Annotated in this window: 12 protein-coding genes; 4 read left to right on the top strand and 8 right to left on the bottom strand. The window is 71.5% G+C overall.

The genetic code is table 11. The features are described from left to right. Positions 1 to 6: 6 nt before the first annotated feature. From lysA to OIE47_RS34710, 3 genes are all read right to left on the bottom strand, one after another. On the bottom strand, positions 7 to 1,371 hold the full coding sequence (gene lysA, locus OIE47_RS34720; protein ID WP_326558774.1) for a diaminopimelate decarboxylase: 1,365 nt from the start codon (positions 1,369 to 1,371) through the stop codon (positions 7 to 9). Beyond that, positions 1,368 to 1,790, bottom strand: a complete 423-nt coding sequence (locus OIE47_RS34715; RefSeq protein WP_326558773.1) for an Lrp/AsnC ligand binding domain-containing protein — start codon at positions 1,788 to 1,790, stop codon at positions 1,368 to 1,370. Before OIE47_RS34715 ends, lysA begins: the two co-directional genes overlap by 4 nt. Positions 1,791 to 2,067: 277 nt before the next feature. Next, entirely contained in the window at positions 2,068 to 4,347 is a 2,280-nt protein-coding gene (locus OIE47_RS34710; protein ID WP_326558772.1) for a bifunctional SulP family inorganic anion transporter/carbonic anhydrase, read from the bottom strand. A gap of 555 nt (positions 4,348 to 4,902) precedes the next feature. Between OIE47_RS34710 and OIE47_RS34705 the strand changes: the two genes are divergently transcribed. Together OIE47_RS34705 and OIE47_RS34700 are read left to right on the top strand one after the other, a co-directional pair. Then, positions 4,903 to 6,753 (top strand): PAS domain-containing protein, encoded by a 1,851-nt coding sequence (locus OIE47_RS34705; RefSeq protein WP_326558771.1) that lies wholly within the window; start codon positions 4,903 to 4,905, stop codon positions 6,751 to 6,753. A gap of 141 nt (positions 6,754 to 6,894) precedes the next feature. Beyond that, on the top strand, positions 6,895 to 7,569 hold the full coding sequence (locus tag OIE47_RS34700) for a TNT domain-containing protein (RefSeq protein WP_326558770.1): 675 nt from the start codon (positions 6,895 to 6,897) through the stop codon (positions 7,567 to 7,569). A 58-nt stretch (positions 7,570 to 7,627) separates the two neighbouring features. On the opposite strand, the gene gndA is transcribed toward OIE47_RS34700, so the two are convergent. Beyond that, complete coding sequence (gndA, locus tag OIE47_RS34695; RefSeq protein WP_326558769.1) at positions 7,628 to 9,094, bottom strand: NADP-dependent phosphogluconate dehydrogenase; 1,467 nt, start codon at positions 9,092 to 9,094, stop codon at positions 7,628 to 7,630. A gap of 106 nt (positions 9,095 to 9,200) precedes the next feature. Further along, positions 9,201 to 10,163 carry a TerC family protein gene (locus tag OIE47_RS34690; protein ID WP_326563322.1) on the bottom strand — a complete coding sequence of 321 codons (963 nt, stop codon included), beginning with the start codon at positions 10,161 to 10,163 and terminating at the stop codon, positions 9,201 to 9,203. Between the two features lie 146 nt (positions 10,164 to 10,309). Between OIE47_RS34690 and OIE47_RS34685 the strand changes: the two genes are divergently transcribed. Next, complete coding sequence (locus OIE47_RS34685) at positions 10,310 to 10,966, top strand: response regulator transcription factor (protein ID WP_326558768.1); 657 nt, start codon at positions 10,310 to 10,312, stop codon at positions 10,964 to 10,966. A 12-nt stretch (positions 10,967 to 10,978) separates the two neighbouring features. After that, complete coding sequence (locus OIE47_RS34680; protein ID WP_326558767.1) at positions 10,979 to 12,361, top strand: sensor histidine kinase; 1,383 nt, start codon at positions 10,979 to 10,981, stop codon at positions 12,359 to 12,361. A gap of 7 nt (positions 12,362 to 12,368) precedes the next feature. Here the strand turns inward: OIE47_RS34680 and OIE47_RS34675 are convergent, their stop codons facing one another. From OIE47_RS34675 to OIE47_RS34665, 3 genes are all read right to left on the bottom strand, one after another. Continuing rightward, a complete protein-coding gene (locus tag OIE47_RS34675; RefSeq protein ID WP_326558766.1) occupies positions 12,369 to 13,334 on the bottom strand; it encodes a TAXI family TRAP transporter solute-binding subunit in 966 nt (321 codons plus the stop codon). A gap of 94 nt (positions 13,335 to 13,428) precedes the next feature. Next, a complete protein-coding gene (locus OIE47_RS34670; protein WP_326558765.1) occupies positions 13,429 to 14,112 on the bottom strand; it encodes a hypothetical protein in 684 nt (227 codons plus the stop codon). Positions 14,113 to 14,317: 205 nt separating this feature from the next. Continuing rightward, positions 14,318 to 14,662, bottom strand: coding sequence for a histone-like nucleoid-structuring protein Lsr2 (locus tag OIE47_RS34665; protein WP_326558764.1), 345 nt, complete (start codon positions 14,660 to 14,662; stop codon positions 14,318 to 14,320). Between the last annotated feature and the right edge of the window lie 142 nt (positions 14,663 to 14,804).

Genomic DNA, 14,804 nt, shown 5'->3' with positions numbered 1-14,804 from the left:
CGGCACTCAGTCCGTGCCGGGGGAGTCGAGGTCGCGGGCGAGTACGTCGTCCACCGTCTCGGCCCGTACCAGCAGCCGGGTCCGGCCGTTGTTGACCGCCACCAGCGGCGGCCGGGGCACCAGGTTGTAGTTCGACGCCAGGCTGAGCTGGTACGCCCCGGAGCAGGGCACCGCGAGCAGGTCGCCGGGGCGCAGGTCACCCGGCAGTGGGGCGTCGCGTACGAGCACGTCCCCGGGCTCGTCGTGCCGTCCGACGACGGTGGTCCGCTGGTCCTGCGCGCGGCTGAGCCGGCCGAGCAGGACGGCGGTGTACCGGGCGCCGTAGAGGGCCGGGCGGGGATTGTCGCTCAGCCCGCCGTCAACCGCGACGAGCTGGTGCCCGTCCGGGTCACGGCGTACGGCGAGCACCCGGTAGAGCGCCACGCCGGCTCGCGCCACGATGGCCCGACCGGGCGCCACCGCCAGGCGCGGTACGGGTAGGTCGTGCTCGTCGCAGGCGACCCGGAGCACCTTGCGGGCGCGGGAGGCGAACGCGTCGAGGGCGAACTGCCCGTCGGCGTCGGTGCCCGGTACGGCGTGCCCACCCCCGATGTTGATCTCGGTGAGCTGGGTGCCGTGCCGCTGCGTCAGGGTCGCCATGGTCGCCACCAGGTGGTGGATCGCCCGTTCGTAGCCGCCGAACCGGGAGGTCTGCGAGCCGAGGAAGAAGTCGAGCCCGACCAGCTCCAGCATCGGCTGGTCGGTGATCCGGCGAACCATCTCGTCCAGGCTGGTGCCGGCCGCCGGCACCCCGAACCGGTCCGCGACCGGTGCCGCGGGCAGCATCGACATCGTCTCGACCCGGCCGTTGTCCCAGTCGGGGAGCACCCGCAGCAGCACCCGTTGCCGGCGGCGCAGCAGCGCGGCCAGACGCGGTATCTCGGAACCGGACTCGATCACGATGGTGCCGACACCGTAGTCCAGCGCGGCGGCCAGGTCGGTGGGGCTCTTGGCGTCGCCCTGGAGCACGATCCGGTCGGCCGGGAAACCGACGGCGGCGGCGGTGGCGAGCTGCCCGGCCGAGTGCACGCCCAGCGACAGTCCCTCGTCGGCGATCCACCGCAGTACGCCCCGGCAGGTCAGCGCCTTCGCCGCGTACACGACGTTGGCGGGGCCGAACGCGCCCGCGTACTCCCGGCAGCGACGGCGTACGTCCGCCTCGTCCAGGACGTACGCCGGGGTGCCGAACCGTTCGGCGAGCTCGCCGAGATGCACCTCCCCGACCGAGATCTCGCCGTGCTCGTCGCGGTGGGCCATCGAGGGCCACACGTCGCCGTGCAGGTGGGCGGGGAGTGACGTACGCAGCGAGGGGATGAGTTCGGCCAGGGTCATGACGGTTCGCCTTCGGGGTCGGCGGTGGCCTGCTCGGGAATGTCGAGCGGGCGCAGGAGCAGGTGGGTGACGGTTTCCGAGGCCCCGCCGCGCAGCCGCAGGTCGGCGACGGCGGTGTTCAACTCGGGGAGCCCGGCGCAGGACAGCCGCACCATCAGGTCGATGTCGGCGGCCACCCACCACGCGGCGACCACCCGGGGGTCGGTGCGCAGGTGTCGGGCGAACCGGCCACCGTCGGTGCTGGCGGCCAGCCGTACGCAGACCAGCGCCTCGATCCGGGACGGCGTCCGGGTGAGCAGGTCCACCGGTCGTGGCCGTGCGGTCCCGCCGCCATCGGTGGTCGCGGTACGGCGGGGCAGGGTCGGGCTGTGCATGTGCCGATCGTGGCGCTCCGACGGGGTCGGGTCGCGGATCTTCACGCGTTCACCACGCCCGGCCCGGTGATCCCGACGCCTTCTTGACGCGGGTGTGGTGGCGGCGTCAGCGCCGGGGCCGGCGACGTAGTGATCACGTCAAGACCGGTGCCGACCGCCGTCCCGCCGTGCTTGTGTTGATCACAGGTGCCCTGCGGGCGGTTCGCCCGTGCGGCGTACCCGGTGAGCGTCCTCCGCCAATCCCCCCGGCGGTCGGCTCGCCGGGTACGCCGCCCCGGGCGCCGTGGTTGATCCAGCGAAACAGTTCAGAGAGTCGGACCGTTCAGAGAGGCAGTGGACGCCGGGCACCGTTGCCGGCGTCCACCAGGTACATCCGTGCCTCGTGCAGGTCGAAGTAGAGACCGACCAGGGTGAGCCGGTCGGCGTCGAGCCGCCTTCGGACACTCGGATAGGTCTGGAGGTTGGCGAGCTGCTGGGCGACGTTGGCCAGGGCCTGGCGTTCCAGCGCGGCCGGATCGTGGGGCGGGCCGGCCGCGTCCCGGGGCGGTGGCACCCCGGGCCCACGCCGGTCGTCGCGTCGCCCACCGAGGCGTACGTGGCTGAGCCAGGAACCGAGGTGCGACTCCCGAGCCACTCCGCCCTGGAGGACCGCGCGCATCGCACCGCAGTCGGAGTGCCCGCAGACGGTGATGGTGGAGACCTGCAGGACGTCGGTCGCGTACTCGATCGCGGCGCCGACGCTGTGGTCGCCGGGGGTGCCGTGCCGGGGCACGATGTTGCCGATGTTGCGCAGGCAGAACAGGTCGCCCGGCCCGCTCGCGGTGACCAGGTTGGGCACCAGTCGGGAGTCGGCGCAGGTGATGAAGAGTTCGTCGGGGCGTTGCCCGTCCCGGGCCAGTTCGGTCAGGTAGGGCCGGACCAGCGGGGCGACCCGGCGCTGGAACTCCCGTACGCCCACCAGCATGTTGCCGCCGATCTCGCCGGTGGCGGGGGTTTCGGACGAGCCGGCCGGGTGCCCGGTCTCGGGGCGGGCGGGTGCTGGGGCCCCGGCCTGCCAGTGCGACCAGGGGGCGAGCCAGCGCGGCAGCCGTTCCGGCAGGCTCTTGCGGTTGCCGAGTCGGTCGCGTACCGCCCGGTCGAACCAGCCGTTCAGCGACTCCTCCACCCGTACCTGACCGCCGTTGCGTTCGTAGCCGGCCCGCCACTGCTGAATCACCCCGAAGGCGGCGTGGTCGAGGAAGTCCAGGCGCAGTTCCAGGTGGACCCGGGCACCGGGCGGTAGCCGGCGCAGTTCCTGGTTGAGCCGTCCGGCGCCGAGGAAGAGCAGGGTGCCGGTGATCTGCACGAGCCAGTCGTCGGCACCCCGCCGGTCGACGTCGATGCGCCAGTGGGTGAGCCGGTACAGCGCCGAGACCAGGGCCACCGCCATCCCGAGCAGTACGCCGGTGACCAGGTCGAGGAAGACGACCCCGGCCACGGTGACCGCGTACGCGGGGAACTCCCGGTGCCGCATCAGGTCGCGTACGTGGGCCACGCTGATCAGCCGTAGCCCGACGATCACCAGGACTCCGGCGAGGGCGGACATCGGGATCAGCTCCAGCACGCTGGCCAGGAGCAGCGCGAAGATGGCGATCCACAGCCCGTGCAGGATCGCCGAGGCGCGGGTACGGGCACCGGCCTCCACGTTCGCCGAGCTGCGGACGATCACGCCGGTGACCGGCAACCCGCCGAGTGCCCCGGAGGCGGAGTTCGCCACCCCCTGGGCGATCAGTTCGCGGTCGAGCCTGGCCCGTGGGCCGTCGTGCAGCCGGTCCACGGCGACCGCCGAGAGCAGGGATTCCACGCTGGCGACCACGGCGAGCAGGAACACCCCGGAGAGCACGTCGGTCAGCGGAGCGTCCGGCCATCGGGGCAGCGTCAGGTAGCTGAGTGGATCGTCGGGCAGGGCGACCCGGGTGAGATCGAGCCCCAGGCCGGTGGCCATCGCGGTGGCCACGGCGATGGCGACCAGCGGCGCGGGCAGGTACGACACCCGGACCAGCCGGGGCCAGACGAGCAGTACGGCGACCGTGACCACACCCACCAGCACCGCGGCGTCGTGGTAGCCGACGAGCTGGGCTGGCAGCTCACGGAGGTTCTCCCAGACCGAGCGCTGCGGTGCGCCGCCGAGCACCACGTGCAGTTGACTCAGGGCGATCACGATTCCGATGCCGGCGAGCATGCCGTGCACCACCGCGGGGGAGAGCATCAGCGCGGCCCGGCCGAACCGGCTGAGGCCGAGGACGATCTGGACCAGGCCGGCGAGGGTGACCATGGCGGCGGTGGCCATCCAGCCGTGGCGGAGCACCAGGTCCGCCACGATCACCGAGAGCCCGGCGGCCGGACCGCTGACCAGTAGTGGAGCGCCGCCGAGGGCGCCGACCACGATTCCACCGACCACCGCGGCGATGATGCCGGCGAGCAGTGGCGCGCCGGAGGCCGCCGCGATGCCCAGGGAGAGCGGGACCGCGACGAGGAAGACCACGAACGACGCGGGCAGGTCGTGGCGGAGCAGGGTCCGCCGGAACCGGGTCGCTCGGTTCGATGGTGGTGGATCCGGCACGGGCGTGGGGGCTGCACTTGGAGACTGTCCCGTATCCACCATTTTATCCTCCGGGTCGTGACAAGGCTCGGACAGGATGATGACAACAATAAGAACTAATGCCATGTAAGGGTGTTCATGCCGCTCATCGGGCACACTACCGTCTGATGTTGATCCATAACACCCCGCTATTTCTGTTGGGTAGGTGGAGATCAAAGGCCAATGACCTGGGCAAGGTCGGCCAGAATCGATCATCTAATGTGGACCGATCGGTCCGCCGTGGGAAAGTCGGGGCGAGGCCCAGGACGCCGAACCACGTTCCACTCACTGATATCTGGTGGATCATCGACACGTGTACGCGCGTACTCGGCGCGACGGTGCGCGTGGGCACGCTCCACACCCGACACGAGGTGCCGAACTTCGCTCCGGCGCGTTCCTTCCACCCACTGCGTCCCGTACGGCATAGTCGGTGCCGCGGGGGAACGGATGCGTACGCCACAGCCCGCCGTCGAGGCCGGTGCAACACGTGTACCGCGGTTGGGCGGCTGCCCGGCGGCGCGGGTGGGAGGATTCCGGTTGCCGCAGCGCCGCATCATCGGCTTCGTCACGCTGACCGCCGCCCTCGGGCTGGGTGTCTTCCTGCTCCCCGCCGCGGCGGCGATGCTCTGGGGAACCATCGGCGCGGCCAGCGTGACCGCCGTGGCGTACGGCATCCGCCGGCACCGGCCCGCGCGACCCGCGCCGTGGCTGCTGCTCGGGTCCGGCCTGGCCGTCCTGGCCGCCGGTGACGTCGCGTACGCGGTCGCCGCGACCTCCTCCGGGCAGGTCGCCACCCTGCTCGCCGACGGTCTGTACGTGGCCCTGTTCCCGTTGCTCACCGCTGCCCTGGTGCAGCTCACCCGCAGCAGCGCGGTCATCCGTGACCGCTCCGGCCTGACCGACCTGCTCGCGGTGGTGCTCGCCGTCGGTCTGGTCGGCTGGACCCAGGTGGTGGCACCGGCGCTGCCCGGCACCGACCTCTCCCGGGTCGAGCAGTGTGTGCTGGTCAGTCACGTACTCGGCGGTCTGCTCGTGCTGGTGGTGATGGTGCGGCTGGCGGTCGCGGCGCCGCGCAACGTGGCGGTCCTGCTGCTCGCCGTGGGAGCGGCCGGGCTGCTCGCCGCGGACACCGCCTACGCCGTCGCCGAGCTCGGCTCGGGGTGGCGGCCCGGTGGGCCGGCGGAGCTGGGTTGGCTGGTCCACTACCTCGCCTGGGGTGCCGCGGCGCTGCATCCCTCGATGACCCGGCTGACCGCGCGGGTCGACGTGCCGCCGGACGAGACCGCCGGGACCCGGGTCGGCCTGGTCGCACTGGCCGGTCTGACCGCCGCGGTGGTTCTGTTCGCCGAGGCGGTCGCCGGTGCGGTCCTCGACGGAGTGGTGATCGCCGTGGTGGCCGGGCTCAGCACGGTCCTGGTGGTGACCCGTGTGGTCGACGCCCGCAACAAGCACCGGCACGCCGTACGCCGGGAGCGGCACCTGCGGGAGACCTGCACCAGCCTGGTCGGCGCGACGGGTAGTGCCCAGGTAGGGGAGGCGCTGCGGGTGATGGTCGCGCAGATGATGCCGGCCGGCACCCCGCACCGTCTCGTCTTCGCGCTGTACCGGCCGCCGGGCCGCCGGACCGACGACATCGACTTCGTCTGGTCGCCGAGGGTGGATCTGGACCAGCCGCTGCCGACGAACAACACCCGGCGGCGCAGCCTGCTGCTCGAGACCCGGCTGCTGCCCGCCGTGCTGGTCGAGCCGCTGGGCGGTCTGCCGGCCACCATCGTGGCATCGCTGACCCCCGGTGCCGAGTCGGTGGTCGGTCGCGCGGGCGCGGCCCTCCTGGTGGCCGCCGACCGGGACACCCTCGCCGTCTCGCGGGACGTGATCGAGGTGGCCGCCGGTCAGGCCACGCTCGCCCTGCAACGGCTGGCGGTGACCGGCGCGGCCCACCGGCAGGACCGGGACCGGTATCTGGACCTGGTGGCCGGTAACACCAACGACGGTGTCCTGATCGTCGGCGACGACGACCGGGTGAACTACGCCAACCCGGCGCTCTGGCGGCTCCTCGGCATCGAGTCGCAGGCGTTCGCCACCTGGCGGGACATCATCCACCCGGACGACCACGACCAGGTGGACCGCGCCCTGAGCGGCGTACGCGCGGACGACGACCCGGCCGGGACGGTCGTGCAGTGGACCCTGCGCCGGGCCGACCGCAGCCGGGTCCTGGTCGAGGTGAAATGCCGGCCGTTGCGGGCGGAGCCCGGCCCGCCCGGTGTGTCGATCACCCTGCGCGACGTCACCGACGAGCGTCGGCGGGAGTGGGACCTGCTCCGGCGCCGGTTGGAGACCACCGCGCCGGGGCTGAACCGGCGCAGCCTGCGGCGCCGCTTCCGCTGAAGCTGCCCCTGCGGCTCAGTGCGCAGGCAACCACAGCTGCCTCCATGATGGGCGAATTGACGGTAATCCGATAGTTCACTGGACGACCCTGGGTGATCGTCCAGTTAACTGACCGCGATGTCAGCCCGGTTTGGGGGGTTTATGAAGATCCGTTCGCTTGCCTCCGCCGCCCTCGTCGCGGTCCTCCTGGTCAACGCGCCGCCGCTGCCCGCGTACGCCGGCACGGCCCCCGCCGCCTCGGCCTGCCGGCCGGGTACACCCGACCAGGCACCACCCACCCAGCAGTTCCACGACCCCACCCGTCCGGAACTCGGACCGGCCGCGCTGCCGGAGGACCGTCCGGTGGGTCCGCTGCTGTTCGGCTACCGGCGGTTCGGCGGGCTCAGCGAGCCCGACTTCGTGGCCAGGTACCGCAGCGGCGGGAGTTGGACGTACCCGCCCGCCGACGGCTTCCTCGTGGTCCACGGCGAGCCGGTCCGGTTCGTGCAGACCCTGCGGGCGGGCAGCCGGGTGGACCGGTTCGGTTACCCCGGCGGCGCCTACCTGGCACCGGCCCGGACGCTGTTCCTCCAGCGGGCACTGCCACCGCAGAACCTCAACACCCCGACCGGGACCCCGGCGAGCAACTACCACCTCTACTGCGTACTGCGGGCGTTCCAGGTCGACTCCGGGCCGATCGCGCCGTGGTTCGAACAACTCGGCCTCGGCCTGCAGTACAAGCTGGAGTCCAGGCACGTACCCGGTGCACCCGCCCCGTTGAGCGTGAACTGGCTGCTGCAGAACGGCTACCTGGTGGAGGAACGCCCAGGCGGGTAGCGGAGAGACGATCGGCCCGCCGGTGCCGTGAGATCACGACACCGGCGGGCCGTCGAGGTCAGGACGCCGATTCGGTACGGGCGCCGGCCCACTGCGTGTGGAAGGAACCCTCCCGGTCGACCCGCTGGTACGTGTGCGCGCCGAAGTTGTCCCGCAGACCCTGGATCAGGGCGGCGGGCAGCCGTCCCCGACGCAGCCCGTCGAAGTACGCCAGCGACGAGGAGAACGCCGGGGTCGGGATGCCGACCTCGGTGGCGTACCGGACCACCCGGCGCCAACTCTCGATCGCGTCCGACACCACGTCCGCGAAGTACGGTGCCACCAGGAGCGTGGGCAGTTCGGGGTCGGCGTCGTAGGCCTCCCGGATCCGGTTCAGGAACCGGGCCCGGATGATGCACCCGCCCCGCCAGATGGTGGCCATCGCGCCCCGGTCGATGTTCCAGCCGAACTCGTCGCTGCCGGCCTGGATGTGGTCGAAGCCCTGCGCGTACGCGACGACCTTCGAGGCGTAGAGCGCCTTGCGGACGTCCTCCACGAACGCGTCCCGGTCACCGATGCTCGCCTTGCCACCGGCGTCGGCAAACCGCTCACGGGCGGCGGCCCGCTGGTCGGCGTGCCCGGACAGCGAGCGGGCGAAGGTCGCCTCGGCGATACCCGTGATCGGCACGCCCAGGTCCAGCGCGCTCTGTACGGTCCACCGCCCGGTGCCCTTCTGCTCCGCCTGGTCGAGCACCACGTCGACGAAGGGCTTGCCGGTGGCGGCGTCGGTGTGACCGAGCACGTCGGCGGTGATCTCGATGAGGAAGGACTCCAGGTCCCCCTCGTTCCAGGTGCGGAAGATCTCGGCGAGTTCACCCGGCGTCGCGGACAACCCGTCCCGGAGCAGGTCGTACGCCTCCGCGATGAGCTGCATGTCGGCGTACTCGATGCCGTTGTGGACCATCTTCACGAAGTGCCCGGCACCGTCCGGTCCGACGTGGGTGCAGCAGGACACGCCGTCGACCTGCGCGGCGATCGACTCGAAGATCGGTCCGAGCTTGGCGTACGCCTCCACCGAACCGCCGGGCATGATGCTCGGGCCGAGCAGCGCGCCCTCCTCGCCGCCGGAGACACCGGTGCCGACGAAGTGCAGCCCGTGCGCCTTCAGCGTCTCCTCCCGGCGCCGGGTGTCGGCGAAGTGGGCGTTGCCGGCGTCGATGACGATGTCGTCGGTCTCGAGCAGCGGGATCAGTTCCTCGATGACCGCGTCGGTCGGGCCGCCGGCCTTCACCATCACGATGACCGCACGCGGGCGGGACAGTGACGACACGAAGTCGGCCATCGACTCGGCCGGCACGAACTCGCCCTCGTCGCCGTGCTCGGCGATCAGGCTCCGCGTACGGTCGGCGGAGCGGTTGTGCACCGCCACCGGATAGCCGTGGCGGGCCAGGTTGCGGGCGAGGTTGCGCCCCATCACGCCGAGTCCGGTGACCCCGATCTGGGCGCTGCCCGCCGCTGGCTTTCCGAACGCTTCCTGTTCCGCCATGTTCTCTCCCTCGGTCCGACGTCGGTGACCATGCTGCCAGCGTTTCTCCGTACGGGCTGCCGGCCCAGGTATGTGATCTTCCTCTATGCAGGTCCGGCTCGACCGCTCACCGGTGGCCGTCCCGATTGGTGGGCGGCACCGGCCGGGACCCGTGCGGGCCGGCCAGCAGGCTCCACCCGATCGAGGCGGCGATGGTCGCCACGATCACCGTCAGGGTCAGCCAGATCGGCAGCTTTCCGACCGGGGTCTCGGCGAGGATGAGCTTCACCCCGGCGAAGGCGAGCAGCACGGCCAGACCGTAGTGCAGGCGGCTGAACCGGCGCAGCAGGCCGGCGAGGCAGAAATACAGCGCCCGCAGGCCGAGAATGGCGAACGCGTTCGCCGACCAGAGCACGAACGTGTCGGTGGTGATGGCCAGGATCGCGGCGATCGAGTCGACCGCGAAAATCAGATCACTGGCCTCGATCGCGACCAGCACCACGAAAAGCAGCGTGACCCGACGCCGACCGTCGTGCCGGGTGACGAACCGGCTGCCGTGGTAGCTGGCATCGGTGGGCAGGATCCGGCGAACCAGGCGGACCACCGGATTCCGTTCGGGCTGGATCTTCCGATCGTGCTTGAACCCCATCTGATAGCCGGTGTAGATCAGAAACGCGCCGAATATGTACGCGGTCCAGAAGAACGTACGGAGCAGTTCGGCGCCGGCGAAGATGAATGCCAGCCGGAAGCCGAGCGCGCCGACGACTCCCCAGAACAGGACTTTGTGCTGGTAAGCGGCGGGTACCGCGAAATACGTGAAGATCAGCGCGAAGACGAAAACGTTGTCGATGGAGAGCGTCTTCTCGATCAGGTAGCTGGCGAAGTACGCGGTGCCGGACCGGGATCCCTGCCACCACCACAGCAGTACGCCGAACGCGACACCGGCACCGACCCAGATCCCGCTCCAGATCGCCGCCTCGCGCAGGCCGACGACGTGGTTGTCCCGGTGCAGCAGCAGGTCCACCGCGAGCATGATCACGATGACGACCGCCAGCGCCGGCCAGGCCCAGGCGGGAACGGCGGCGGTCACCGGGGCCGCCGCGTCGTCTTCACCGGCCACACATACCCGGCCGGTGCGCGTTTATCAGCGGCATCCGGTTTGTCGGTGACGGCCGGGGGCGAACGCCCGGCCGGCGGACCGGCACAATAGCGGGCAGTCGGCGTGAGGGAGGGCGTGTGCGCATCCTGTTGGTCGAGGACGACAGCCGGGTCGCCGCGGCGATGGCCTCGGCGCTGACCCGCCGTGGGTTCGACATCGAACAGGCGGCCACGGCTGCGGCGGCGCTGGCGGCGGCCCCGTGCGACCTGGTCCTGCTCGACCTCACCCTGCCCGACGGCGACGGGGTGGAGGTGTGCCGGACACTGCGCCAGCGCAGCCCCCAGATCGGGATCATCGCGGTCACCGCCCGGGGCGAGGAGCGCGACCGGGTGCTCGGGTTGCGCGTGGGCGCGGACGACTACGTGGTCAAGCCGTTCTCGATGGCGGAACTGCACGCCCGGATCGAGGCGGTGCTGCGCCGGGGCGCGTACACGGCCCCGGAGCGTACGGTCATCGAGGCCGGCCGGATCCGGATCGACGTGACCGCCCGGTCGGCCGAGATCGACGGGGTGCCGGTGGCGCTCACCCGCAAGGAGTTCGACATCCTGATGTCGCTGGCCCGCCAGCCCGGACTGGTGGTGCCCCGCGACCGGATCCTGCTCGACGTCTGGCAGACCACCTGGACCGGCCGGCACACCGTGGAGGTGCACGTCGGCTCGTTGCGCGCCAAGCTCGGTGACCCCGGCCTGGTCGAGACCGTCCGGGGCGTCGGCTACCGGCTCCGGGTCGGGTAACCGGGAGCTGCCGTGCGTCGCCGTCTGGTCTTCAGCTACCTGCTGTTGATGGTCCTGGTGCTGGTCGCGCTGGAGATCCCGCTCGCCTTCACCCTGGCCTCCGCGGAGACCGACCGGGTCCGGGCCGACCGGCTCGCCGACGCGACCCGGTTCTCGTCCCTGTCCGGGCCGGCCCTGCGCGGCGGGGCGACCGGCGGGGTGAGCGCGGAACTGGACCGATACGCGGAGCTGTACGGCCTGCACGCCGCACTCGTCGACCGGGACCGTACGGTGGTCATCCGTACCCCGCAGTACCGCCCGGACGCGCAACTGGTGGAGTCCGCCACCCGGGCGTCGCTGGCCGGACAGCAGTCCGCCGCGCCGGGGCTGGTCTGGCCCTGGGGTGACGAGCCGCTGGTCGTCTCGGTGCCGGTGAGCGAGAGCGGCGAGGTGCTCGGCACGGTGATCATCTCCTCGCCGACGTCCCGGATCGGCCGCACCACGCTCACCTGGTGGCTGGCGCTGGCCGCGATCGGCGCGCTCGCCCTGCTCGCCTGCGTACTCACCGCGTTCCGGCTGGCCGGCTGGGTGCTGCGGCCGGTCACCGTACTCGACGCGGTGACCCACGAGATCGCCGCCGGGGACCGGGCCGCCCGGGCACCGCATCGGGTCGGGCCACCGGAACTGCGCCGGCTGGCGGCCAGCTTCAACGACATGGCCGACGCGCTCTCCGACGCGATGGAACGGCAGCGGGCGTTCGTCGCGCACGCCAGCCACCAGTTGCGCAATCCGCTCACCGCGCTGCGGCTGCGGGTGGAGGAACTCGGGCCGAGCGTCACCGACGAGGACGGCCGGACCGAGCACCGGCTCGCCCTGGAGGAGAGCGACCGGCTGGCGCAGGTGCTCGACGGCCTGCTCACCCTGGCCCGTGCCGAGCGGGGCGCGGACAAGATGGTGGTGGTAGACGCGGCCGCGGTGGCGGTGTCGCGGGTGACGGCCTGGCTGCCGTTGGCCCGGCGCCGGTCCATCGAGCTCACCGTCAACATACCGAGCGGCCCCGCGTACGCGAGCGCCGCGCCGACCGCCCTGGACCAGTCCCTCGACGCGCTGATCGACAACGCGGTCAAGTTCACCGACGACGGCGGACGGGTCGACGTGTCGGTGTACCGGCTGGATGGCGGGGTGGCGATCCACGTCCGCGACAACGGTCGGGGCATGACCTCGGAGCAGCTCAAACACGCCACCGAACGGTTCTGGCGGGCTGCGGACGCGCAGAACATCTCCGGCGCGGGTCTGGGCCTGACCATCGTCGCGGTGCTGGTGGACGTCTCCGGGGGGCGGCTCACCATGCGGCAGGCGATCCCGCGCGGGCTGGACGCGGCGCTCTGGTTCCGTACGCCGGACGACCCGGCGTAGGCGCGGATCAGGGTTTGCTGGCGCGGTAGTACTCGGCGGCACCAGGGTGCAGGGGCAGGGGCGCGGTGGCGATCGCGGACTGGATGCTCATCCGTCCCGCCGCCGGATGGGCCCGCCCCAGCTCGATCCGCCGTTCCATCAGCAACCGGGTCAACTCGTACACCAGGTGTTGCGGCAGGTCGGCCGAGACGACCAGGTAGTTGGGGTCGGCGACGGTGGTGACCGGCGGCAGCCCGTACACGGAGGTGGGGATGTCGCGGTTGACGTAGACCTGGCTGTAGTCCCGGCGCAGCGGTTCGGTCCACTCGCCCAGGTCGACGATCCGGGCGGGTGTCCGCCGGACGAGCTCGGCCACCGCCTGGACCGGCAGGCCACCGGAGAAGATGAAACCGTCTATCTCACCGCTTTCCAGTGCGGCGACCGAGGCGTCCAACCCCAGCCGCCGGGTGTCCACCGAACCGGGGGTCAGGCCGGCGACGTCCAGCAACCGGTTGGCGGTGATCTCCGTACCGGACCCGGGCGCGCCGACCGAGACGGTGCGCCCGCGCAGGTCGGCCAACCGGCGGATGGGCCGGTCGGCGCGGACCACCAGGTGCAGGAGGTCGTCGTAGAGCCGGGCCACCCCGAGGACGGCGGGGGAGGCGCCGGCCGTCGCGGGCAGGGTGTCCGCCTGGGTGAAGCCCAGTTCGGCGCCGCCTTGGGAGACCAGCTCGACGTTCTCCGCCGAGGCGGCGGTGACCACCACGCTCGCCCGTACGCCCGGGATCTCCCGGTTGATGATCGTCACCAGCGACTGGCCGAACGCGTAGTAGACCGCGGTGGGGCTACCGGTGGCGATCCGGATCAGCACCGGCTTCTCGGGCGCGTCCGCGCAGCCGGCCGCGAGCACCGTCAGGATGGCGGCGCAGACAGCGGAAACGGCCCGCCGGGCCGAGCGTGGAGACCCGTCCGGGGGCGGCGGGGTGAGGGGCACGGGTCGTAATCTCCGGCGGAAGTAGGGGTCGCCGCGGCAAGTCTGGCCCACCCGGATCCGTCGTGCATACCGACCGAACGGTCAACCCACCGCCCTACACCGCGAGGTCGAACTGCTCACCCGAGCGCACCGCGCCCAGCAGGCGTTCGGTGTCCGGCCCGACGTCCACGCTGATCAGGAAGCAGCCGGACCGGCGGCGCAGGGCGGCTCGGGCATCGAGGAGTTGCGCGCCCCGGATGAGCATGGCGGCGAGGTCGTGGTCGGCGACCCGTACGCCGAGGATGTTCTTGTGCAGGTGGCGTCCGGCGGCGGTGAGCACCGAGCGCCAGACGGCCCCGGCGAGCCGGGGGCGCCAGAGTTGGCGGGCGCTCGATCCGCCGCTGACGGTCGGGTCGAGGATCGCCGCGCGGCCCTGGCTCCAGGCCGCCGTCATCAACGCCCCGTAGGCGGCCCGATCATCGTGCGGCAGGTAGAGCCGGTGCAGTTGGTAGCGTCGGCGCAGCCCGGCGACGGTTGCCTCCCGGGTGACCGGCAGGTCCAGGCGACCGAGCAGGTACGCCATCCGGTGCGCGGCGATCTGCTGGTTGAACTCGGCCACCAGCACCCCGTGTACGCCGTGCGTTCCCGCCGGACGGGCCTGCGGGGTGGTGCCGATGGGGGTGCAGCGGACGAGAGCCGCGACCTCCAGTGCCTCGACCAGATCCGGCCAGTCGAGCCACGGCGGGTTGACGCTGTCGCGGATCGAGGTTGTCGAACCGAGCTGGGTTATCGTCGCCATCGACTCGCTCCCCGCAGGACCTGGGCCGGTTTCCAACAGCGTGGATCGGCCGGTCACCACGGGAAAGCCCACGGCGGGAGTCTTGAGCGAATCTTGCGCGTCCGGATGGTGTCACCCGGTGGGTCGCCCCGGCCGGCCGGGGCGGGGTCGGATTCCGACCTCGTCCTCGGCCGCTCGGGACACGATTAATCGCCGCCGTACGAGCTCAATGACTCTGGTACGCGCGCACCACCTCGGCCGGTATCCGGCCCCGTTCGGAAACGTCGTATCCGTTCTTGGTGGCCCATTCGCGTATGGCGCGGTTCTGATCGCGATCGGTCCGGGTCGTGCCTCGCGCGCCACGGCGACCTGCGCCCCGGCCCTCGACGGCGTTACGGCCCATTCGACTGCCCGCGGCTATGAAGCCGTCCAGTGCCTTACGCAGCTTGCCCGCGTTCTTCTCGGACAGGTCAATGGTGTAGTTGACCCCGTCGAGACCGAACTCGACGGTGCGGTCGGCCTTACCACCGTCCAGGTCGTCGGTGAGTACGGTGATTACCTGCTTGGCCATCTCGGCGCCCCCATGGGCAATTGATAGGTGAGTACATTGTGACTCCCAGAGTTTCGCTCATCGTCGAACGCTTTGCAACGTATTCGCCATTATTTCGTCGCGTCGGTGCATTTCTGCCCGACCCGAGCGGCGATCCGATGCC

It is taken from the genome of Micromonospora sp. NBC_01796, from assembly GCF_035917455.1.
Lineage (GTDB): Bacteria > Actinomycetota > Actinomycetes > Mycobacteriales > Micromonosporaceae > Micromonospora_G.
Note: the sequence above shows the minus strand (reverse complement) of the source record. Positions and strands in the feature narration are given on the sequence as shown.